At 45.6% G+C, this 23,542-nt stretch carries 20 protein-coding genes; 3 read left to right on the forward strand and 17 right to left on the reverse strand.

Annotated elements, in window-relative coordinates:
• A partial coding sequence (locus ACTIE6_RS26050) for a T9SS type A sorting domain-containing protein (protein ID WP_439559411.1) occupies positions 1–2,082 on the forward strand: 2,082 nt, incomplete at its 5' end.
• An 83-nt stretch (positions 2,083–2,165) separates the two neighbouring features.
• On the opposite strand, the gene ACTIE6_RS26055 is transcribed toward ACTIE6_RS26050, so the two are convergent.
• Entirely contained in the window at positions 2,166–3,293 is a 1,128-nt protein-coding gene (locus ACTIE6_RS26055) for an MBL fold metallo-hydrolase (protein ID WP_439559412.1), read from the reverse strand.
• Positions 3,294–3,387: 94 nt separating this feature from the next.
• Here ACTIE6_RS26055 and ACTIE6_RS26060 point away from each other — a divergent pair, with 94 nt between their 5' ends.
• Positions 3,388–5,262, forward strand: coding sequence for a CocE/NonD family hydrolase (locus ACTIE6_RS26060; protein WP_439559413.1), 1,875 nt, complete (start codon positions 3,388–3,390; stop codon positions 5,260–5,262).
• A 107-nt stretch (positions 5,263–5,369) separates the two neighbouring features.
• Here ACTIE6_RS26060 and ACTIE6_RS26065 read toward each other — a convergent pair whose 3' ends face one another.
• Together ACTIE6_RS26065 and ACTIE6_RS26070 are read right to left on the reverse strand one after the other, a co-directional pair.
• Complete coding sequence (locus tag ACTIE6_RS26065) at positions 5,370–6,758, reverse strand: metallophosphoesterase (RefSeq protein ID WP_439559414.1); 1,389 nt, start codon at positions 6,756–6,758, stop codon at positions 5,370–5,372.
• Between the two features lie 120 nt (positions 6,759–6,878).
• Positions 6,879–7,658 (reverse strand): Fic family protein, encoded by a 780-nt coding sequence (locus tag ACTIE6_RS26070; RefSeq protein ID WP_439559415.1) that lies wholly within the window; start codon positions 7,656–7,658, stop codon positions 6,879–6,881.
• A gap of 107 nt (positions 7,659–7,765) precedes the next feature.
• On the opposite strand from ACTIE6_RS26070, the gene ACTIE6_RS26075 reads away from it, so the two are divergent.
• Complete coding sequence (locus ACTIE6_RS26075) at positions 7,766–9,964, forward strand: B12-binding domain-containing radical SAM protein (protein ID WP_439559416.1); 2,199 nt, start codon at positions 7,766–7,768, stop codon at positions 9,962–9,964.
• Between the two features lie 12 nt (positions 9,965–9,976).
• On the opposite strand, the gene nagA is transcribed toward ACTIE6_RS26075, so the two are convergent.
• The 14 genes from nagA to ACTIE6_RS26145 all read right to left on the reverse strand — a co-directional run.
• Entirely contained in the window at positions 9,977–11,086 is a 1,110-nt protein-coding gene (gene nagA, locus ACTIE6_RS26080) for an N-acetylglucosamine-6-phosphate deacetylase (RefSeq protein ID WP_439559417.1), read from the reverse strand.
• 59 nt (positions 11,087–11,145) lie between these two features.
• Positions 11,146–11,691 (reverse strand): pentapeptide repeat-containing protein, encoded by a 546-nt coding sequence (locus ACTIE6_RS26085; protein WP_439559418.1) that lies wholly within the window; start codon positions 11,689–11,691, stop codon positions 11,146–11,148.
• 22 nt (positions 11,692–11,713) lie between these two features.
• Positions 11,714–12,010: a thioredoxin gene (gene trxA, locus ACTIE6_RS26090; RefSeq protein WP_439559419.1), complete on the reverse strand. Its 297-nt coding sequence runs from the start codon at positions 12,008–12,010 to the stop codon at positions 11,714–11,716.
• A gap of 70 nt (positions 12,011–12,080) precedes the next feature.
• The gene (locus tag ACTIE6_RS26095; RefSeq protein WP_439559420.1) at positions 12,081–13,130 is read right to left on the reverse strand and encodes an acyltransferase family protein; all 1,050 of its coding nucleotides are present in this window, start codon (positions 13,128–13,130) and stop codon (positions 12,081–12,083) included.
• 58 nt (positions 13,131–13,188) lie between these two features.
• Positions 13,189–14,523 carry a hypothetical protein gene (locus ACTIE6_RS26100; protein ID WP_439559421.1) on the reverse strand — a complete coding sequence of 445 codons (1,335 nt, stop codon included), beginning with the start codon at positions 14,521–14,523 and terminating at the stop codon, positions 13,189–13,191.
• On the reverse strand, positions 14,520–15,407 hold the full coding sequence (locus tag ACTIE6_RS26105; RefSeq protein ID WP_439559422.1) for a glycosyltransferase family 2 protein: 888 nt from the start codon (positions 15,405–15,407) through the stop codon (positions 14,520–14,522). The genes ACTIE6_RS26100 and ACTIE6_RS26105 overlap by 4 nt, the downstream gene beginning before the upstream one ends.
• 9 nt (positions 15,408–15,416) lie before the next feature.
• Entirely contained in the window at positions 15,417–16,370 is a 954-nt protein-coding gene (locus ACTIE6_RS26110) for a hypothetical protein (protein ID WP_439559423.1), read from the reverse strand.
• A 5-nt stretch (positions 16,371–16,375) separates the two neighbouring features.
• Positions 16,376–17,134 (reverse strand): DUF5672 family protein, encoded by a 759-nt coding sequence (locus ACTIE6_RS26115; RefSeq protein WP_439559424.1) that lies wholly within the window; start codon positions 17,132–17,134, stop codon positions 16,376–16,378.
• On the reverse strand, positions 17,134–18,117 hold the full coding sequence (locus tag ACTIE6_RS26120) for a glycosyl transferase (RefSeq protein ID WP_439559425.1): 984 nt from the start codon (positions 18,115–18,117) through the stop codon (positions 17,134–17,136). Before ACTIE6_RS26120 ends, ACTIE6_RS26115 begins: the two co-directional genes overlap by 1 nt.
• Complete coding sequence (locus ACTIE6_RS26125; RefSeq protein ID WP_439559426.1) at positions 18,114–19,337, reverse strand: glycosyltransferase family 4 protein; 1,224 nt, start codon at positions 19,335–19,337, stop codon at positions 18,114–18,116. Before ACTIE6_RS26125 ends, ACTIE6_RS26120 begins: the two co-directional genes overlap by 4 nt.
• A gap of 63 nt (positions 19,338–19,400) precedes the next feature.
• Entirely contained in the window at positions 19,401–20,057 is a 657-nt protein-coding gene (locus ACTIE6_RS26130; RefSeq protein WP_439559427.1) for an acetyltransferase, read from the reverse strand.
• Between the two features lies 1 nt (position 20,058).
• A complete protein-coding gene (locus ACTIE6_RS26135) occupies positions 20,059–20,757 on the reverse strand; it encodes a WbqC family protein (protein WP_439559428.1) in 699 nt (232 codons plus the stop codon).
• Positions 20,758–20,763: 6 nt separating this feature from the next.
• Complete coding sequence (locus ACTIE6_RS26140; RefSeq protein ID WP_439559429.1) at positions 20,764–22,812, reverse strand: glycosyltransferase family 39 protein; 2,049 nt, start codon at positions 22,810–22,812, stop codon at positions 20,764–20,766.
• Positions 22,813–22,816: 4 nt separating this feature from the next.
• Positions 22,817–23,542 (reverse strand): DegT/DnrJ/EryC1/StrS family aminotransferase (locus tag ACTIE6_RS26145; RefSeq protein ID WP_439559430.1); only part of this gene is annotated, 726 nt, incomplete at its 5' end.

The following is a 23,542-nucleotide window of genomic DNA, read 5'->3' on the forward strand; positions in this document are numbered from 1 at the left end:
GATCTGATTGAACTGGCTGGTCAGGCTTCCTACACAATCAAAAATCCGTATGCCGAATCGGTAGACAAACCCTTCACGATTGAAGCAAAAACAATGGATCAAATGCCGGCTCCCCTGGCGACCAAAGTAACCTGCGGAACACGGAACGGGCAACCGCTTGTGTGGACTGATGGTGAATACCTGGGACAAACAGGAGACGGCAAAAAAGCATACACCAAAATTGTCGAGAACCGGATTTACTTCAACTGGGGAGGTACTGTTGCCGACAATATATTCGTCCTGTTCTACCTGGATCTTGGTAAGTTTCCAAATACAACGGATAATGACGCGCTGATCAAGCAATGCGTAAACCCAGTCGATCCGAGTACTGCTGCCAATAATTTACTGGGAAGAACAAACGACGGGAAAATTACCTGTAACGGCACTGTCATGGAAAATGGCGAGCTGCTGGGTACGTTTGTAGATAACGGTGCATATACTTACCAGTATACGAAATACGTGGACGGTCGCCTCCGGGTGATGATCAAGCAAGGTGCAGATGATACGCGCACTGACAACTACAATATGGGTCTGCTGGCTGAGACGATCAATGGCACAAAAGGTTATTTGAGCGATAAATGGAGAGGCAGGCTGACGCTTGAAATGGTGAACGGATGCTACTGGCCAATCGTACCGAAGTCTGCGACTCCGCTGGTTGAAAATAACTGTCCTGCCAACCCTACTGTTTCGGGTATTTCCGCCATTCAGCAAACCTCATTGCGCTTTACGTTTACAGGTACAGGTATAACTGCTTTGAAGTGGCGGATCAAGTCCGGCAGCTCGGTTCTCAGAGATGGTACTACACCTGACCTCGGAACTAACAAAACGGTAAATCTTAGCTATGGTTCATTGAATCCTGGTAACTACACCCTTGAAATTGAAGGAGCAAGCTGTTCTTCCGGTACTGCTTCACGTCAGTTTACAATTCAGGAACCGGTTGTCGTTATCCCTGACTGCGATGGCGGCCCTTCTGTAACCACATTAAGAAACCTGACTTCTACCGGCCTTACAGTTGATTTTGCCGGCACCAACCTGCGCAATTTCTCATGGCGGATCCTTGAAGGAGCTTCCTCTGTTGCAAATGGAAGTACTGGTGTGCTGAACTCAAACACAGCGAACATTTCATACAACTACCTGCAAAACGGAACTTATACGTTTGAAATGAAGGCGCTGGACTGCAAAGCTGCATCTGTTGCTACTAAAAACTTTACGTTGTCAGGAGATACCCGCCCTACCTGCAAAAGAGGTCCTACCTTGCAGACACTGCTGAACTCCGATGAAAGAAGTTTATCGTTCCTGTTTGACGGAGATGAAGTTTATTCGATCAACTGGAAAATTATGTCGGGCAACAACACAGTTCGTCAGAGCAGCGTGGCGCCTCAGAACAACCACCCTGTGATCCAGTATGATCAGCTTCAAAACGGATCATACACAGTGATGATCGAAGGGGGAAGCTGCAAATCCGATATTTCAAGCGCGAGCTTCACCATCGGGCCGCTGCCTATCTATGTTGCGAATTTCGTTGGTGAAACGGTTGAAGAAGGTGTTAAGCTTTCGTGGGAAGTTGTTTCAGAACAGGATGGAAAAGAATTTGAAGTAATGCGTTATGATTCTGAAATGAAGAATGCGGAAGTGCTCGGCAAAGTTTCTCTTTCAGATCAGCGTACGGGCTGGTACCATTTTGTAGATCAGAGCCCGCTTCTTGGTATCAATTACTATCAGCTGAAACAGATTGATGTAGACGGTACCTTCACAAAAAGCAAGATTGTTTCTGTGAACCCGGGCATTATCAGAGGAACTGTGGTGGCGCCAAACCCTGCACAGGATTATGTTGATCTTCAATTTTCTTCACGTACATCCGGAAAGTCGGAAGTGGTAATTTACAATGCTGCAGGAGTAGCAATCGGAAAATCGCCCATTCAGATCTCAGAAGGAAAGAATGTTCATCGTGTTAATGTGAAAAGACTTGTTAATGGAAGCTATTTCATGAAAATCTCACACAATGGAGAGTTGTCAAGTCTGCGCTTCATGAAAATGGATTGATTTAGTTGAGAGTAATGCAAAAATCCGCTCTGTATGGAGCGGATTTTTTTATGTCCTGACAGTAAGCGACCAAACTACGGAAACTACCGCGGTTGTATTTCATCTTTCTTCCACCACTGCGGCCAGGTCTGGTCTCCGTCAAGCTCCACTTTTTGACCGATCAGGGGAGCCACCACAGGTACGTTTTGCTTTACAGCTTCGGCCACTGCTCTTTGAATAGGCTCATTCCAGTCGTGCAATGCAAGTGAAAACTTGGCCCAGTGTACAGGCATTAACTTCTTTGCACGTAACTCTTTCGCGGCGAGTACAGTTTCTTCCGGCATCATGTGAATGTATTTCCAGTCTTCATTGTACTGCCCGCATTCCAGTAAAGCCAGGTCGAAGCCACCGAATTTCTCACCAATCTTCTTGAAATGCTGGTCGTAACCAGAATCTCCACCGACGAAGATTTTGTGATTTGGCGTTTGCAAAACCATGGATACCCACAATGCAGCGTTCCTGCTGAACCCACGACCGGAGAAATGCCGGCCTGGCGTAATATGTACCTTGAAATCGCCGCCCAGTTCAGCTGTTTCGTTCCAGTCTTTTTCAATAATCCTTGTTGGATCGTATCCCCAAAACTCGAAATGCTCTCCGGTTCCCAAGCCTGTAACTACCTGTTTTACCTTTGGTTTCAGTTCTAAAATGGTCTTGTAATCCAAATGGTCATAATGGTCGTGGGAAATGAGCAGATAATCGATGTCGGGTAGATCCGCCACTGAATAAACGTCCGTTCCTTTGAAAGCCGGTGTAGTGAAATTCACGGGAGAAGCATGCCCGCTCAGCACAGGGTCGACCAGGAATTTCTTCCCGTCAACCTGCATAAAATAAGACGAGTGACCGAACCAGACCAAGATATTTTCATTCGGATCGAGATGCAGTAGATCCGTTTTCTGTGAAGGAAGAGGCGCGGCCGGGGTGTTAAGCTTACTTTTTCCAAAGAAAAAATTGATCATTACTTTCAAGTAGTTTGCGCCCTCGGCCAGATCGGGTGTAAAGCTTTCATTCTGAAACTGACCATCGCGGTAATGCGGGGATTGTTTAATGCGCTCCAAACGTGCGCCTGTCGGTTTTCTTCCAAATCGAGGTTGTTGCATAAAGATGAGCACACCCAATACCAGCAATGCCAGCAGCACAATAAATATCATCACAATTTTTTTAAGTCGTTTCATTCAGGATTTACCAGGAAGGTAGAAAGATTTACGTGCGTCAACCACTTTCTTACGTATTTTTGGTTAGCACATTCGTACTCCATAATTATCCCTTATGAAAATAAGTTTCCTCAGCATCTTTTTGCTTTTATGTTCGTTAACTGCATTGGCTCAAAATACAGTTCTCCCTGATACGGGTTGGGTCAGGAGCAACTACATCAAAACGGAACAATATATTACCATGCGGGACGGGGTGAAGCTTTTTACCGCGATATATACGCCCAAAGATTCTTCTCAGACTTACCCGATTTTAATGCAGCGCACTCCCTATTCAGTGCGGCCGTACGGTGTTAATAATTACCGAAGAAGCCTTGGTCCGAATGCTTACCTGATGCGCGACAAATACATTTTTGTTTATCAGGATGCGCGCGGCAGATATAAAAGCGAAGGTACATTCCGTGAAATGACGCCGGCAATCGACAATAAGAAGAGCAATAAGGATGTAGATGAGTCGAGCGACACTTATGATACCATCGAGTGGCTTTTAAAACATACCAAAAACAACGGGAAAGTAGGGCAGAGCGGGATTTCTTTTCCGGGCTACTACTCGTCGGCTGCATTGCCCGACGCTCACCCGGCATTGGTAGCGGTATCGCCACAGGCGCCTATGTCTGATGAATTTATCGGCGACGATTGCTACCACAATGGCGCCTTTTTTCTGATGGATAACTTTGGTTTTTATAGTGGTTTTGATGGAAAGAAGAGTGCTGACGGGCAGAATTACGACAGCCATTTTCAGGTTAGTTTCAATGATGCTTATCAGTACTTTCTGGATTTTGGCCCATTGAAAAAAACGAATGCAGCACCTTACTTCGCGGATCCTAACAGCATTTGGCGGCAAACAACCGCACACCCGGTTTATGATGAATTCTGGCAGTCAAGAAATATCAAAAACCATTTAAAAAACATCAAACCAGCGGTTTTAGTAGTAGGAGGCTGGTTTGATGCGGAGGATTTGTATGGTGCATTAAAAACGTATGCGGCTATTGAGAAACAAAGTCCGGGCAATAACAACAGGCTGGTAATGGGGCCCTGGACACACGGTGGCTGGGCTGCGCCGCAATGGAAGTCTTTTGCGCAGTATCAGTTTGGAGGTGATGTAAACAAATACTTCCAGGAGGATATAGAGACCAGGTTTTTTAATTTCTATTTAAAAGGAAAAGGGAGTTTTGATCTGCCTGAGGTGACGGTCTTCGAAACCGGTACTAATAAATGGAAGAACTACGATGTATGGCCGCCTAAAAACAGCCAGCCGACGCCCTACTTTTTGAATGCAAAGGGAAAATTATCAGTTACAAAGCCCACTGCTGCGAAGAGTGCAACTGAGTACGAAAGTGACCCGGCCAAGCCTGTGCCCTATACGAATGTAATCGGCCGCGGCAGGAACAATGAATATATGGCCGAAGACCAGCGATTTGCTACACGCAGACCGGATGTACTTAGCTTCCAGTCGGACTCGCTGACGGAAGATCTGACACTGACCGGAGAGATCGTAGCTAATCTGATGGTTTCTATGACAGGTTCCGATGCAGATTTTATCGTGAAGGTCATTGACGTTTGGCCTGCAAATACCACGGTTCCTGCGGCGAAAGAAGGCGAAAAGCCCGTTCAAATGGGCGGCTATCAGCAGATGGTGCGGGCTGAAGTACTAAGAGGAAAGTTCCGCAACAGCTTTTCAAAACCAGAGCCTTTTACAAAGGATAAGGTTGAGAAAGTAACGGTTAAGCTCAATGAAGTAGCACATACTTTCAAAAAGGGGCACCGCGTGATGATACAGGTTCAAAGCAGCTGGTTCCCGTTGGTTGATCGGAATCCGCAAAAGTTCGTGAACATCTTTGAAGCCGAAGAAGCTGATTTTCAGAAGTCGAAGATTACTATTCACCACGATTCAAAAAACAGCAGCCACATTATTCTGCCTGTTTTGAAATAAGGGCCGTTGGCTATATGAGATAAAAAAATTACACGAACGTATTGTCGCTGCCTGGCTGCCACATTTGCTGATAATCTGCCCAATTTAATGGGCAGCCAGGCGGTAATCTAGTTTATACCTTTTCTCTTTTTATAATCAAGGTACCGCTGGTTATATTCCTTCAATTCAGCCTCTTTGAAGCTTTTTTCGTAGCGTTCAGGCAAGTTAAGGCGCTCCTTCATCTGTAATGTATTCGAAAGTTCGGTCAGGGTATTTGTGCCGCGATTATCCTTTTCCAGATCAAATGCGTCATACAAGTCTCCATTGATGGTATAAGCTTTAAAGGAAAGCTTGTTTTTGTCTATCGTAATCGCCTGATAGAGCTGCGTGTTGGAAGCGGCCCTGTCCATCCAGTCCTGTAAACCGATATCGTACATTTTCGGTCCGCTTACCGACACCACATAAATAGGTCCGTCAGGTTTTTTCCGGCTTTGACCCACGGGCATATTGATGCCGCGACCATAGGTATGATCGTGGCCCTGCAGCACAATGTCAACTTTATGTTTCCGGTACAAAGGCTCCATTTTATCGCGCCAATCATCATTGTCGCGGCCTTGCTTGGTGGAGTAAATAGGGTGGTGGTGAACAACAACCGTCCAGCGCTGCGGGTTATTGCTTACTACTTTTTCAAACCATTCTGCCTGCTCGTCGCGCGACCTTTTGCCCGAAGTAGCCTCTTCTGAATTCAGGAAAATGAAACGGGTGCCTTGGTAATCAATGGAATAGGTAGTTTCCTGCAAATCCTCAGGTCCATTCTCGGGCAATGCAAATTGCGGTCGCCAATGTTTGGAGACCTTTTCTTTCAGTCCGTCTTTGTAATATTCATGGTTACCCGGAACAGCGAGGTTGGGCACCATTCCATTGATCCAGCCTCCCGCTTCAAACCATTCTCCCCATTCATAATCGTTATTGGACCTGTTGATCAGATCTCCTGCGTGGATCATGAAATTGGCTTTCGGCAGCGTAACAAAGGCACCGCGTACCGCCCGCGACCACAAACTTCTTACATCATTTTGCGCGTCTCCGAAGTACAGGAATGAAACAGGCTGTGGCTGGTCGGAAGCAGTCGTAAAGTGAAACCACTCACTCCAGTTCTTTCCGTCTCCAACACGGTAAACGTACTGGGTTGCAGGTTTCAGGTTGGTAAAATTGACTTCGTGGTACAATGCAGCGTGCTCATCGAAGACAACGGGCTGGGTTAATGCTTTAACAATTGTCGCCTTATTTTGAAAATCTGGCGAAGGATCAGCTTCATGAATGGCCGCAACAGCTTCTTTGATTGTCGTATCTGTGCGCCAGTTGACCGCCTGGGAAATTGCAGGATCTCCTTTATATCCCAGAATGATCCTGTCGGGAAATGGGCTCGGGTGGTAAACTTTATGTTGCGCGAATGTAGTGGAAGCACAAATCAGCAGCAGGAACGTAGCTTGAAGTTGGGTCAAAAAGCGGAAATTCATTATAGTAGGTTGTTTCACCACAATGATACCTCTTTGCGTGGCGATAGGACTACTGCACTGGGCGGATTTTATGGTTTAGTAATGTAGCTTGTAAATAACCAGTAGCTGCTGCAAGCGCAGTTAATCGGTAGGTCTCAGTGCGGCGGGCAACATCAGCAGGAATGGCATTGCCGCTTCAAAATTCAGCTGCTCATAGAAGATACCCAGTTTGTTCAGGTTTTTATAGTACTGTCCCACATGCTGATAGTAGTATTTTTCAGACTGGACATACCATGCACTAGGGCCTAATTTTTCGGCTAAAAACCACTTTTCCAGTAATCTCCCCGCTCTTCCGTTCGCATCATTAAACGGGTGAATACAAACGAATTGCAAGTGAATCCAGGAGGCGTAATAAAATACCTCTTCCAGCGGAAGTTCCCTTGCAAGCAAACTGTCCATATCATCCCACAGCAGCTGCATTTCTGTCTCCACGATGTGAAAAGGAGCGGCTTCGAATTGAATTTTGCCTGTATTATGTTCAAGCACAAGCATATCATTCCTGCGATAAACCCCGCGCCACTTTTCCGGGAGCAGATGCTGCGAAATGATTGTATGTGCATTCAGGAAGTTTTCAGAGGTAAGATGGTTTTCCTTTGCAAATAAATAAGCTTTGAAAAGATCATTGGGCTTTTCAGTCAACTCCGGAAGGTATTCTATATGCTGTAATTTGTGTTTTAAATAACTGTCAACTTCCATTGCTTCACCTTCTATCTTCGAAGAGGAAATAACTGCTACCGATGTGTAGAATGTGAAGCTGTTGGGAGAAAGGCTGGCATTCTGAACTTCGTCAAACGCAAGTGACAAGTCAAAATCAATCAGTTGAAGGTACTTTTCTAAAAACTGTTCTGGCAGGACTTTCATACCCGGTGTTGCCGACGAATGTAAAAGATTTAAAAAGGAACAATAATAGGTAATTCCTGTTCTTTATCAATGGTAACCTTAACTTTGTATTAAAAGAAACTGCCGCTTTGCAACAGAAAACGCTCTTCATCACGCCGCCTTTTACCCAGCTCAATACACCTTATCCGGCTACGGCTTATCTGAAAGGTTTTCTGAATACGCTGGGGCGGGAATCTTATCAGGCCGATTTGGGCATTGATGTGATTCTGGAATTGTTTTCTGCCAAGGGACTTAGGCGGCTTTTTCAGCAGCTCGACGATTCGGATGCGGAGTTAACTGAAAACAGCTTTCGTATTTATTCACTTCGCGATGAATATATCAGCACGATAGATCCTGTTATCCGTTTCCTGAAAAATAACAATCCGACGCTCGCGCACAGCATTTGTGACAGAAGTTACCTTCCCGAAGCCAGTCGCTTTCAGCAGCTCGAAGATATGGACTGGGCTTTTGGTACAATGGGCATTCACGACAAAGCCCGGCATCTTGCGACATTATATCTCGAAGATCTGGGCGACCTGATCCAGGAAGCGATTGACCCGCATTTTGGTTTTAGCAGGTACGCGGAGCGTTTAGGCAGGTCGGCGACAAGCTTTGATGAAATGGAAGCAGCGCTGGAACAACCTGATACCCTGCTCTCGCAGATCTTGAAGGCTGTTTTGGCGCGTAAAATGCAGCAGTACCAGCCTGACCTGGTGTGCATTTCAGTGCCCTTCCCGGGTAACCTGTATGGCGGGTTTAAATGCGGGCAGTATTTAAAACAGCATTATCCTGCTGTCAAGATTGCAATGGGCGGCGGTTTTCCTAATACTGAATTACGTACGTTAAGAGAGCCGCGCGTTTTCAATTACATTGATTTTGTGTGCCTCGACGACGGAGAGGCGCCGCTGCTTTCGCTGCTCGATCACCTTGATGGAAACAGGCCACTCGGGGAGATGAAGCGCGTTTACTCGCGTGTGGATGGCGCGGTAGTGTACCACAATAGCGCAAAAGAACGTGATGTGGCGCAGCGGGATACGGGTACTCCGGATTACAGCGACTTGCCCCTTCACGATTATTTGTCTGTAATCGAAATTGTGAATCCAATGCACCGCCTTTGGAGCGACGGGCGCTGGAACAAGCTCACGCTTGCGCACGGATGTTATTGGGGCAAATGTTCTTTCTGCGATATTTCGCTCGATTACATTCGTCGCTACGAACCCATGACAGCCGCTCTGCTGTGCGACCGGATCGAAGGAATCATCGCGCAAACTGATCAGAATGGATTTCACTTTGTCGATGAGGCAGCGCCGCCTGCATTGCTGCGCGATTTAGCACTGGAAATAATCAGACGAAAGCTGACTGTCGTTTGGTGGACCAATATCCGGTTTGAAAAGAATTTCACACACGATCTTTGTTTGCTTTTGAAAGCTTCCGGCTGCATTGCGATTTCCGGCGGGCTGGAAGTGGCTTCCGATCGTTTGCTTGAAAAAATGAAAAAGGGTGTGACAGTTGCGCAGGTGGCGCGGGTAGCTGATGCATTTACGCAGGCCGGTATTATGGTACATGCTTATTTAATGTATGGTTTTCCGACACAAACGGCACAGGAGACAGTCGATTCCTTGGAAATGGTTAGGCAGTTGTTCCAAGCGGGTATTGTGCAATCGGGGTTTTGGCACCGCTTCGCAATGACCGCGCACAGTCCGGTCGGGTTGCATCCCGAAGCATTTGACGTAATGCGGATCGGGCCAAACGATGGAAAGTTTGCCAATAATGATCTCGAACATCAAGATCCGCTCGGGGCTGATCACGAACGTTTTGCAGAAGGATTAAGGAAATCGCTGTTTAACTACATGCACGGAGTTTGCCTGGATTTCCCACTTTCTCGCTGGTTTGACTTCAAGGTACCTGTTACGTCGATACCTCCCAATTACATTGCAAAGAGCATTAGCGCGCTTCCCGATTCGGCAGCCCGGCCTAATGCACTTATAGTCTGGTTGGGAAGCTTACCTGAAATGGCCGTTTTTGAAGAAAAGCGTGGCAAGAAAACTGTCGAAATTGCAGAGCTTGTTTTTTACAACAAAAAGAAAGAATGGGCGATTGAAGCCGAAGTACCCACGGCGGACTGGCTTGTTGATATCTTCCCAAAACTGCTGATCAGTAATCCTGAACCAATGCTTATTGAGCATTTCATAAAACAGGATGAAGCAGCAACATTGGGAAGTTTCGAAGAATTCAGACAAAGCATTACCTGGCTAAGTCTGAAAGAAGGCGGACTTCTGATTCTCTAACTGGTTTTATCGCTAGTATTTCAACACCTGAAAATCCGAAAGATCATCGTTGAATGTTGTAAAAACAGCTGGATAGCCTACTTCTATTTTGCCTATCTGATCAGCTAAACCCAGTGCCTTCGCCGGGCGGATCGTCGCCATTTCAATCGCTTCCTGCAAAGGTATCCCCACGATCTGAACTGCATTTCTTACAGCATCTGACAGCGAAATGGTAGCACCTGCCAGGTTTCCGTCCGAATTGGTGTACCGCCCGTTTTTCAGGTAAGCATCAAATTCACCCCATTTAAATTCGGTCACTTTCTCGCCCAGAAACAATGCATCCGAGATCAGGAACAATTTGCCTTTCTTGATTTTATAAGCAACACTCGCCGCACCAAAATCGCAATGCACACCATCGATAATCAATGGGGCATAAACAGATTCTGTATCAAAGGTAGCACCTACCAGCCCCGGAGAGCGGTGACCAAATGCGGACATTGCATTGTATAAATGCGTAACCAGCTGAATCCCTTGCCCAAAAGCCTTTACAGCTTCGTCGTAAGTTGCATTGGAGTGTCCCGCCGAAACCGTGATCCCCGAATCAAGGAGCATCTGAATCTGGTCTTCGGTAAACATTTCCGGCGCAATTGTCATCAGGCGGATTACCCCTTTTCCAACAGTAATAATCTCCTCTAATTCCGCATTCGTCGGTTTTCTGACGAACTCGGTGAGATGCGCACCGCGCTTGATCGGGTTCAGATAAGGACCTTCCAGGTGCATTCCGAGTACGCCCGAGCCTGGATTCTTTTCCATATAGCTCCGCGTCGCCTCGATTCCTTTCAGAATGTTCGTGTGCGGAGAAGTGATCAGTGTCGGAAGTACGTACGCAGTTCCCGTATTTACACTGGCCGTATAGATATCGTCAATTGTCTCTTCGTCCGCACGTTCTGTAAAATAAAACCGCTCGCCTCCATTGATGTGGCTGTCGAAAAGCCCGGCCGCCAGATTAGATACCCGCGTTACGCCAGGATCTGGCTGGGCGTATTCCAAGCTTGCTATTCTGCCTTCTACAATCTGGATAAGCTGGTCTTTTAAAACTTCGGAACCTGTGAATACCTGACTGGCGAACAATTGAACGGACATAATGCGGGATTGTAATTTGATTTTGTCAAGAAACGAAAAATGAGAATCGCTTCAAAATACTACTTGATAATGATGTCAAAACGGGTAAGTAAGCCGGCCAGGTCCGAAGACAGGAACTTTGCTTTTTTAACATTATTGGCAGTAGGATCGATCGTGAAATTCTTGCTGGTGGTGAAGTCAAGGCCTGCCAGATTGGTATTATCGAACACCGCGTCCCAGAAATCGCAATCGTGCAACTTACATTTGGAAAGATCAGCCTGCGTGAAGTCTGCTCCGTGGATCTTGCATTTACTGAAAGTCGTTTTGTTCAGCTTCTTACGTTCAAAAATGGCATAGTCAAGAATGCATTCTTCAAACCTGGCAGCGAAAGCGAAATCTTTTGTTTCAGAAAAGTTAACGCCCAGCAATTTGCAGTTGATAAACTGAATATCAGAGACTTTGCAGTTTTTAAGAAGTGCATTGCTCAGGTTACAGTTTTTGAAAATACAATCTATGAAATCGATTCCCGACAAGTCGGAAAATGTGCAGTTGTTGAACGTAATTTGTTCGTACGCAGATTCCGAAGGTTTTCTGTCGGTGAAATCTGCATTGTTAATGGATTCCAAATGCGTTGTCTTAGGTGAAAGGTCAGAGATACTTCTGGATAATCGATTTCAGCTGGGCAGCTTGTACCACACCCGATTGTCTCCACATCGGTTTGCCATTTTTAAATACGATCAATGTAGGTACGCCCTGGATTTTATAAGCGCTGGCAGCAGCCTTATTCTTATCTACATCTACTTTGATAATCGTTGTTGAATCTCCTAAATCTGCCTTTAACTCGTCGAGAATCGGCTTCATCATTTTACAGGGTCCGCACCATTCAGCTGAAAAATCTACCAATACTGGTTTGTTTCCATTGATGAGTTCTGAGAAAGTCGCCATGATTTCTTTTAATTTGAAGTGTTCGGTTTGATAGTTCAAGAACGAGCGTGCTGCTTCGATCTCTGCTTATCTAACTCCATTTGTCACGTAAAAATTTCCCAAAACGCATTTCAATCCATTCGTAGGTAAAATGCGAATAGGCAATGGTAAGGGAAATAGATGTAACCAGCGAAACGGCAATCATCAGGCTGGTAGGCTCGGATTTGAGGAACCTGAAAAGTACCACATTGACTAAAATCAGCACCAGCGCGTGATTGAGGTAAATGGAGTAGGATATCTTGCCCAAATACTGAAATGGCGCGCTGGAAAGGAGCCGGGTAACTATGCCGTCGGAGCTGGCAAAGATGATAATGCCGGCTGAAAACAGCACCGGGAATGCCAGTTTCCAAAGGTTAAGATCCAGATGGTGAACTGCATACATAGCAGCCAGCAGGACGATCAGGAAAGGGATTTCAAGCATTGTGAGCCTGAATGTTCTTTTACTTAAAATCAAATGCGTGAAAATGCCGAAGCAAAAGCACAGCAAGCCGCGAACAAATCCGTAATCGTAAGCAAGCAGGTATTCTCCTCTTGAAACGATGAATAATGCGGAAATCAATGAAAGCAGCGCAAAAGCGAAGTATTTGAATTTGGGTAAAAACAAGATCACAAGTCCGAATACCACGTAGGAAATCATTTCAGCCGAAATGGACCAGGAAGGATAATTATTGCTGATCCACGCACCAAATACCGGCGTGGAGCCCATGAAAGTAAGTGCGTCGAATGCAGTGTAAAAGTAGTAGGAGAGGCCGAGGCTGGCTACGTTTTTCATCGGGCTCTGTTCTCCAACAAGGTTTGCGATCACAAATACGATCTCCGTGAAGAACAAAAGTGGATATAGCCGGATAAACCGTTTTTTCAAAAATTGAAAGAAATCGTTGCCTGTACGAATCCGGTCTATGTAGTTCAATGCGATTACGAATCCGCTGAGAACGAAAAAGAAATCCACGAACAGACTCGCGTTGATTACAAAGAAGTTATTGTAAAGGTCAGCGTCCTTGAACGCGTTGTGATGGTGGGCGATGACAAGTATCGAAAATATTCCCCTAAGTCCATCCAGTTGTTCAACTCTGCCTTTCATGAGAATGATTTGACCTGCCAAAGGTGCCTGTAAGCTGGTGGTCGGGAAAATGTAAAAATTAAGTGGTAGACACGGTGGTGAGTTTGGTCGCAACCGGCCGTTGCTGGTAGCTGTCAAGGTAACGAATGCCCAGGAACCGGATCATTACTGCATAAGGGAACCAGAATGCGATATCGTAGGGCCTTCCGCCGGTAACAAGCAGTACCATCATGGACAGGAAGAAGAAAGCCAGGAACGTGCTCAGCGCATTAGTAGCTTTCCGTATTTCACGGATTGCAAAAAGGAACAGGAAAAAGTTGAAGCTCGCGAAAAACAAGAATCCGAAAATGCCCTGATCCACCCAGGCTTCCAAAATGGGCACGTCAAGATAGTCGCTCTTGTATCCTCGTCCCAGGAAAACATCCCAGGAAAACAAAGTTTCAAGGAATTCTCCGAAGCCGCTTACCCGGCCCATAGCGGAATAATCCACATCTGCTTCTTCCGATAGCCGCACGCCCGTCGACGTAAAAATCACATCCAGAATCCTGTCTTGAAAAACATCCCAATAGCCGAGCAGCAGGTTCAGAATATCGCCATACCGGCTCAGGAAATAGTTGATCCCGACGAGGATGATTGCGATAAAGACGAAGTTGCGGAATTTGAATGCATTTCCAACTGCGCTAACAATGTCGGTAGCCTTGAACCGGAAGAGGAAGTAGGCGAATGCTGCAATTCCAAGTCCAAGGTAACTTGACTTGGCGAGCGAGAGAATTACTACTCCCAACCCGAACAGAATGGAGAAGAAGAGGAAAATTCTGGTAATCAGATCTTTGGTGTTCCCGAGCATTACAAATGCACTGAGCAGACAAATGACGCCGTTTCGTGCCGTAATGTGCGGGTTACCTCCGGGCTGCGCGCCTTCGTTGGCGAAGTTTACCGCGGCGCGCATTCCGGGTGTCCAGTTTGGGTCGGTAATGAGCGAGTAAACAAGGGTAATATTTGTGAAAAATGACATCAGAAAGACTACCAGAATCAGGGTGTCTTTGATATCATTCGGGATATGCAGCAGCAGAATAATGAAACCAAACGTAAAAACGAAGTTCCCGATATCGGCTACGGCTTTTCCTACGTAATTCAGGAAAAAAAAGTAATAGAGCGCCATTAACAAAAAGCCGACACCCAGGTTAAACAGGATCACGTTGGGTTTGTAGAGTCGCTTGAACAGAGTCGGCGGTACCATCAGCACCAGTGCGAGCGAAAAGAAAATCGCTGTAAAAACGCTGCTGGCAGGTCCTACCCCCAATGTATCCCTAATAAAAAATATCAAAGGAAATCCATTGAACATCATCGCGATGCCCAGGGAGTACCTGAGATAATTAAAATTATTGGCTACATTGAGTAAGCTCCAATTCATCTGGAAAATCTGTAACGAATGTATTTGAAATCCGACCGGAGAACGAAATAAGCAATTTTACGAACCCGGCACCAAAGATACTTGATTTTGTTGAGCGCAGCCGAACTGTTCCTAGAAATGTACAATTCCTGAACACGCTTGTGCTCCTCAGCGCCCACGTGTGCGATGGTCGACGATTTGGCATCTTCATGCACGCGCAACGCTCCGCCCAGTCCGTCGATCTTTCTTGTAGTCGTTTGCGAATGAGAAGTATATCTGGTTACAAACTCGTAATCGAATGCAAAACGGTAGCTTTCGTCGAATAATCCGTACTGCTCTACCAGCTTCCGCCTAAAGAACAAGGACTGATTGTGTATTTGCATTCCTTCCAAAATCTGTGAATCAAAGCTGTATGAAGTTGTTTTCAAAATTTCAGTTACCTCGTCGTCGGTTGAAATCATGAATAAATCGCCGTACAGAATATCAGCATTGTAGCTGGTGGCTGCCTTTCCAAAACGCTCGAAAGTGCCCGGGAAATATACGTCGTCTGAATTTTGGAAGCTGATGTAATCGCCGGTCGCTCTTCTCAATGCTTTATTGATCGCGTCAACCTGGCCTTTGTCTTTTTCTGAAACCCACCACGTCAGGTATTTTTCATACTTTTTGATCACTTCTACACTTGCGTCGGTAGAACCGCCGTCAACGATGATGTATTCGAGATTCGGGTAATTTTGGTTGAGTACGCTCAGGATCGTACGTTCCAAAAATGCGGCCTGATTATAGGAAGGCGTAATAATGGTCAGCTTGGGATAGTTCGCTGCTGCCGTGGCCAGCATAGCGCGGTTAACCTTTAAGCCTGACAGGAATTTACGCAGTTCCAGCGTGTATTGTTCCAGAGAATGCATAGTTCCTGATTAAAACTGATCGATATAAGTGGTGATTGTCTTCAATTTTCCAGCCAAATTATTCCGGACAATCCTGTATTTTTTGATGTCAGCAACTTTCCCTGGAATGGGCGCATTGCTCGTCGGTACCAGATGCTGGTAGCCCGCAAGACTCTTTTCATAATAACCCAGCAGGCTTTTGAAAAGGTTATTTTTATTGATCAAACCATAATGATTAGACCAGATCGGGTCAAAAATGGTCAGCCCGGCAAAGTCAACTGAAATAAGCGGCTCGTTATCTACCAGGTACTTGCCCGCACTTAGTGACAGGTCTTTGTTCAGCACTGCCTGTATTCCGAAATGCCAGCCTGAATGCCTGATAATTCTAGTTCTAGGGAGCCACACTGGTATATAATTGAGCCAGAGCTGGTCCATATTCATCCCATTGCAAAGATCATAAGCAGCTCTGTCGCACGTCCGGTTTGCCCACCAAGTTAGTGTTTCGAACGTTTTTTCATTGTTTCTCAAAGTCCAGCTTCCTGAATGGAACATCCCGATATTCAGAATCCTTTTATCGTCAAGGTAGGAAGATGGTGTTAACGGTTTGAGAATGTTGGCTGTGAGGAAAAAGTCGCTTTCGCTATCCAGTATAGTCTCCGTGGACTGGAACAAAACTACTGTGGGAGCAAGGAATGTCAGAGTCTGACAGTTTGCATTTTCTTTCAGGATAAACTGCGCAACCCAGGGGCGGCAGGCAGCCAAAAGCTCGAAGTCAAAATACCTCGCAACCATTTTATCCCAATCCTGAATCGCTACGTCGGAGATATTGATTACCCTGATGTTGGCAGGTAACTCCGGCAAAGCTGCATTGTCAACCCAGCAAAGATAGAAAACAGAACCCGGCTGAAACTTTTGCACCGAATCCGCCAGGGTAAGCGCGTGCGGAAGATTTGTTCTGTTACAAACTGTATATGTGATATTCATGAATTTCAATCGGCTTCCGGCATTGTTTGAAAATAAGGCAATTCCTGGATATTGGCCCTGGATATGCCCGTCAATGCAAATGGTAATGCATTTCCATTTTTTTGGTTGAATGCATTTTGTACAAAATGGTTGCGGACAACGTGGGTAGGCTTGCGCAAATGCGGCCAAAACCTGTTTGCCTCCAACTCCCAGAAAACAGAATCTGCATTCGCCAGTATTTCATCGTGACGGTACTGATAAGCTTCTTTCCGCTTGCTTTTCAGCACTTTTGTCATCCGCTCTATACGACAAAGGTAGAGCCCATTATCCGCATAACCTTTTCCGAATATTATTTTCTCCTCTGCATTCAATCCTGATAGCCTTTTTACGACATTGTCAGAAACTGACTGCTGGCCGCCAAAGTAAGGTCCCGCTTTGATGTAATCGTAACCTTGCTTGCACCAGTAATAGAGTTCATCCCTTACGATCCAGCTATTCAGCTCGTGGATCAGCAGGAACTCACACCAGTTGAACCGGTCATAAAAATCCTCCAATAAGAACAGTGAAGCCAGTTTATTGCGTGATTCGAAATAAGGCTTAGGGAAATAAATGACGTCTATTTCCTCATCATGCTCTTTCACGATCGACAGATCGGCTCCTTCATACGTAATGAAAATAAGCGGGTATTTTTCCAGCTTTTCCAATGTGTTATGCAGGATCTTTTCTTCCGTGGGATTGATCGCGGGGTTCAGGATAGGGACGACAACCGATACAAGCTCTTTCATCAGAATGTTTCCAGCTGATCAATAACATAGTTGATCGGCATCTTTAAAAATTTGCGCACCCGCTGATAGCGACGCACCGGGGCTGGCTTGATATACGCGCATTCAAATTTGCGGTAATAAGCATTCCCGTTGGATATCAGGCTGTCGCGGTATAATGCAAACAATTCTGTAAGATCCGGCCGCTCACTTAGTTCGAAACGGTCCTGGTACTTGGACAGTATATCCGGCTTGGCAGGATCGTAGCCGCTGTAATGGAAGAAAATCAGAGGATTATTTTCGTTGACGAAAAAGGTATTATCCTTTTTTGAAAACACCCTTTCATGCAAATTCCAGTATGCTGCATTGTAGCCTGGATTTCTTTCTATGTGGGTTTTTGGAACGAATACGGGAAGGAAATTCATCCAGTTCTGATCTACAAAAAGGCCGTTGCAAAGATCAATCAGGCATTCATAACGAAGCTTTTCCTCCCACCAGGCAATGAATTCAGAGTTGATCTCGCTGCGGCGGAATGCAACAAACCCCAGGTTATAGATCCCTGTATTAAGGTGGTGCAGTTCGTTTGGCGTGAGCCGGTCTTCAATGGGAGAGTTCAGGTGCGGGGTAAGTACCGCGTCGCTTTTTTCCAGCGATGCAAGCAGTCCCGTAAGCGGCTGAAATACGATAATATCCGGATCGAAGTAGATTACATTCTTCGCCTCGGGATAATGTTTGAAAAAATAGGTAAAGTAAAATGGTTTTACTGCGGTATTCAGCTCTGTAATATTGTACCTGTCAGCCATTTCCTGAAAATCCCTGATTCCGATCTTGTCAATTTCGATCATCGGGAATGCGGGTGTGTACAAGTCGTCAAAAGATACACCCTGCAATAAATCAACCAGTCCGATGAAGAACCTGACGTCGGGATTGGTCGCACGAAGGGAATCCCCTAAGGTCCTGGCCTGCGCTAAATAGTTGATTGAACAAATGGTAAAGGCAATGGTCATTGATTGTGCTTTTCCGAAACCTGTAAAGGTAGATACTTTTGAATAATGGCTTCGATGCTGCCGACACTTTTCTCGGTATTGTGCCTTTCCAATACCTTTTGCCGACCTTTTCTGCCCAATGTTTCCCGCAATGCGGGATCGAGTACCAGCTGGATAATCGCATCAGAAGCTGCTGAAATATCCATATAAGGTACCACAAAGCCGGCATCGCTCTCGATCAGCTCAGGTGCGCCGCCGGCATCTTCAAAACACACAACAGGTATTTCCTGCAATGCAGCTTCCAATACTACCAGGGGATAAGGATCTTCCCTGGAACTGAGCAGCAGTACATCAAACCGGTTGATGTAATCCAATGCAAATGGAGTGGGAGGCACCAGGATAATCCGGTCGCTCAGCCCCATTAAGCGGATATCGCTTTCGATCAGCTCATAGATTTCGTGCTGCGGTCCGGCCCCGATCCATACAAAGTATACAGGAAGCGGGGTTGTTTTATGAATAACCCTTTTTGCGATCCAGTTAAATATATCATTTCCCTTGCGCCATTCCGCATTGCCGCAGCCGCCGATTACGATGGCATCCTGGGGTATTTTATAGGTTCTTTCAAGAATATCATGCTGCACTGAGCGGAGCTTCTGATCAATATGCTCGTGGTCGATCAGCGTGAATGTGCTTACGCGCGCAGGCGGGAAGTCGTATTTTTTAACGTAATAATTTGCAACCGCGTGAGATACTGCAATCAGGTGGTCTGTTTTGCGGAGCAGGAAGCTCAGGTGTTTTTCGTGCGAATACATTTTCACCGACATTGCAAGCTCGTGTACAAAAAGTACCAGCGGGACATTGTGGAGAAAAGTCAGGAAATCATGATAAACACCTGAATTGGCAATGGAATTGACGAAAACAAGCCCGATATTCTGTGCTTCCAGCTCGGCAACCAGGCGGTCATTGCCTTTTTGAGTAGTGTGTTCTTCGTAATATTTATAAAGCTTTACCTTTTTGAGAAGCTTTCCGGTAAACGGATGTGGCGCTACTTTATAGTTTTGATAAAGCCGGGTTATCGTCACGACCTCTTCAAACTCTTTTTCAAGCTCTCCGCCACTGCAAAGCAGCAAATGCATCGGAACTCCGCGTTCTTTTAAAAGCCGTAATAACTGCAAAAGCAGCAGCTGGCTCCCGGCGCGGTTCGCGTCATGACTGACGAATAAAATTTTCTTTTGCTCCATTAACAAGAATCGCTTTCTCAGACTTCAGATACCCCAAACTATACCCACACAGATAGCAATGTATCAGTAAGCTTCGTGACTCAGTTTTCCAGGCACCTTCTTGGCTGGATTTCCCACGTAAATTCCCCATTCTTCTGTCTCCTTCGTTATTGCCGAAGCCATGCCGACCAATGTTCCCTGCGCGATGGTGGTATAATCGCGGATTGTGCTGTTTACACCGAAAAATGAATATGATTCTACCACACAGTGTCCGGACAGGACAACGTGAGAGGTGAAAAATACGTGATCTTTGATTTGTCCGTGGTGACCAATGTGATTGCCGCTCCACAATACCACATTGTTGCCTATTGTGGTGAAAGGCTGGATCGTATTGTCTTCCAGAATGAAGCAATTTTCCCCAATTTCATTACCGAAAATAGTTGCTTTGGAGCTGACGTAGGAGATAAACCGGTAACCTTTCGCTTTCGCTTCATTATATATCGCCTCGCGGTTCCGGTTCATATTCCTGCCGGTCATCGGTGCGAAAAATGCATATTCGGAGGGAGAAAAGATGGTTTCTACGTCTTCAAATGCGACAACAGGCAAGCCTTTGAAAGTGTCTTGTTCTATGTATTGCCGGTTGATCGTGAACGCAACTATTTCGTGCTCAGAATCGTGGGTCAAATAGTAATGTGCCAGCTCAGCTGTATCTAGTACTCCAAAAATTATGATCTTCGCCATTCTATATTAATTCGTGTGCTTTCAGTTGTGCCCTGATTTCCTCGGGATTATTAAACATCAGGATATCAATTATTGATAACCAAGGTACGAAAGCATTTTTAAATTGGATGTAAGGGCTTGGAAGACTTTTGATGAAATCGAGCTTTATACCTTCCCCTTCAAATTTACTTTTATCGTACAATTCCATGCCACCGATCGGATTGATATAATGTCTGGCCCCTTCCTGTTTACAAATGTCCAGAATTCGATCCTGTCCTTTCAGGTGTGTATTGTTATAGATTGTTGAAGAAGGAATGATTTCGGTGTCAATTTCCATATATGCGCAGGTTCTTTGGAGCGCATACAGGGTCAGTTCATAGATTGTTCTGACATCTAAATTTACAATTTCTTCGATCAGATCAAAAGCCTTTTGATAATAGGGCGCTTTCTGATAAGACTGTTGTATGGTTTTCAGCAGTTTTTTCTGCCAGGCTTCTGTTTTCAGGAGCTCTACTTCGTTGATGAGCTTGTTCTGGCTTGCATCTTTCAACGGGATGGTAAAAAGATGCGGTTTTCCCGATACCAGAATGTTGTTCCTGTTGATCCAGCCTTTGTTGATATAGTTGACATCGTCATAGATGATGAACTTATCAACCGCATTGATCAGCTGAAAATACCCTATATATGGAAATATATAAGGCTGCATGATAGCAATCGTCATGAGACACTATTTGAGTTTGCGAAGGTAATAATCCTGACCTTTCACATCCAGGTTCGTCATCGTGGTATCAGAGCCCAGCCGGATATCGGTAGGTAGGGCTTTGATCCTGCTGGTGTCGTTGATTACACTTTTTGCATAAAAAAGGTAGTCAGCTTCTTTGGGGATAGGTTTTAACCCTTGTTCAAAAGGATTGATCGTGATGAGCTTTCTTGTTAGTTTCTCACCATATAATGGATACTCAAAGTCGTCATTGATCGTGGCCAGTGCAACCGTTGCATTTTGTGGCACAATGGAATCAAAGGTTTTGTATGCCTTAGTAATATCCGGCCGGGCGAATGTCTGGAACTCAATGCGATCCGCAGTAAGTGCCGACTCGTGCCCGTAAGCAGGTAAAGGCAGGCAGCGCACATTGAGGTACACGGCCATGACAGCGGAAATGCAGGCAAGGACAACAATGGTAAGAATGTAGCCTTTCCAGATATTTCTTCTTGGCTTGATAATGGACAAACGGTGATTTGAAAAAAGCAGCAGCAGAAATAGAACGCCAAAAACGCCCGTCTCGATAAAATACCGCCCTTTGAATGGATCGTAAGGCGCAGAATAAGATAGTGTCGCAAAATGCAGGCAGAATGCTACTGCCAGAAACCAGTGAACGCGCGATCTGAAAATCCTAACTAATACCAGCAAAACGAGCGGTAAAATCAATGCAAAACCAAATACGCCCCAGTATGGATTGGCATTGTAGTTGGCAAAACGCCGCTGCATTGAAAATGGCACAATTGAGAAATCAGTTTCTTCATCCAGCCGCATATGCAATTTGTCTTCCAGCGCAGCGATGGGTTTTCTGATGGTTGTATTCAAATTATAACCCCATTGGGCATTGCGGATCCCGTCCAGATTGAAGAAATCGTATGCATACCTGACCACGTTCCGGCTGCCCTGCTCAAACAGGTTGGACAATGGGCCGGCACGTTCCACAGACTGGTGTTTCAGGGAAGTCGGCGGGCCGATAGGGTGACCGAATACCATGATGTTTTTGATATAACCTGTTGGAAAGGTATAAACCAGCATAGCAATAGCAATGGAACAGCCAAGCCTGAAGAACCGGTTGAAGAATGTTTTGAAATCCGGTGCAATGAAAACTGCGTAAAGCATCACCACGAATACAGGCGGAAGCAGCAACGCAAACGTAACTTTATGACCAAAAACAATACCGAAAACCATTCCGGAAAGATACAGGTACTTGTTTTGCCGGTTTCCGTAATAGGTAAACAGGTAATAAAGCAGGCAGCTTAGATAAGCTGTCATTACAATATCGGTTTCAGTAGTTACCGCCTGCATCAGGAAATCCAGGAACATACTGTAAGCCAATGCACAGAAGAAACTAGCCGACAAATTCCGCCCGATGCGCTGTGCTATACCAAATATCGCGACCAGCGTGATGTAGTAGGAAGTGTGGTGGATCAGTTTGAATGCATTTTCAATGTTCCCGCTGATCAGGTAACTGTATATTTGAATTCCGGTAACGCTTTTGGGATAGGTATCCATATTCCAGTTGGTACCGCCAAAATGCGCCATTGTTCCATGCTGAATGTACCTGACTGCACGGTTCAGGTGACCTGTCATGCTATCCCATTCGTTGGGAACTGTAAACAGCACCAGGATCAGGTTTGTAATGCCGATAATTGCCAGCGTGCCAAACATGATGATGAAAACCGTTTTCAGGTATGGCGAGAGCTCTCTTGTCCAGAGCTTGAAGGTAGTAAGCCGACTTGACAGGATTTCACGTACGGAATATCCCGGCTGCGCTGTCCCCAACCTGGACCAGAGCAGGTACTGCAGCAGTAAAATAATGAAGTTGCCCGAGATCCAGGCGTAAACGTTGGCTGTGAGATCAAGTGCCGAGAGCAGGAAGCCATTTGGGATTACAGTGCCTGTAAACAGTACAAAGCAGGTAATGATCCACTCAGAAAGTGATGGTTGAGCAATCCTTTTTGCAACAAAACCAACACCGTATAAAAAGAGGAAAAAGGTAAGCCAATAAAAAAGTACCATGTGGTTATGGTGATAAATGACCGTTAATAATCCCGGATATCCGCTCTATATCAGAATAGGGGAGGCCGACATACAACGGCAAACTTAATACTCTTAAGGCTATATCTTCAGAAACCGGGCAGGCAAATTGCCGCGGCATGAAAGAAAGCGTGTTTAGTGAAGGATAGAAATAGCGGCGTGGAATGATTTCCTGCTCGCGTAACGCATCCATTACCTTGAACATCACTGCTTCCGAAGGAAACACGACGGGGTAGTATGCGTAATTATATTCAATGTCTTTGTTAATAACCGGTTTATAAAGTACATCCCAGTTCAACAAACTATCATAAGCATCAAAAACCTCCTTGCGCGCCTGGATAATTTCAGGAACATGCGGCAGATTTACCAGGCCCATTGCAGCATGGAATTCTGAATTTTTGCCGTTGATACCTGCATACAAATAAAGATCATCACCCTGGTGGCCAAAGGCCCGGAGCAAATGCAGCTTACTGTCGAGCTCGGGATGATTGGAGATCAATGCGCCGCCTTCGATCGAATGAAAAACCTTCGTCGCGTGGAAACTGCAGGTACTTATGTCGCCAAATGCAAGGAGCGATTTTCCTTTGTAAGTTACCCCAAATGCATGTGCGGCATCGTAAATAACTTTGAGGTTATGTTTTTTGGCAATTACCTCGATCGCTTCTACGTCGCATGGATTTCCATAAACGTGTGTAGCCAGGATCGCCGAAGT

It is taken from the genome of Dyadobacter sp. (assembly GCF_051859145.1).
GTDB lineage: Bacteria > Bacteroidota > Bacteroidia > Cytophagales > Spirosomataceae > Dyadobacter.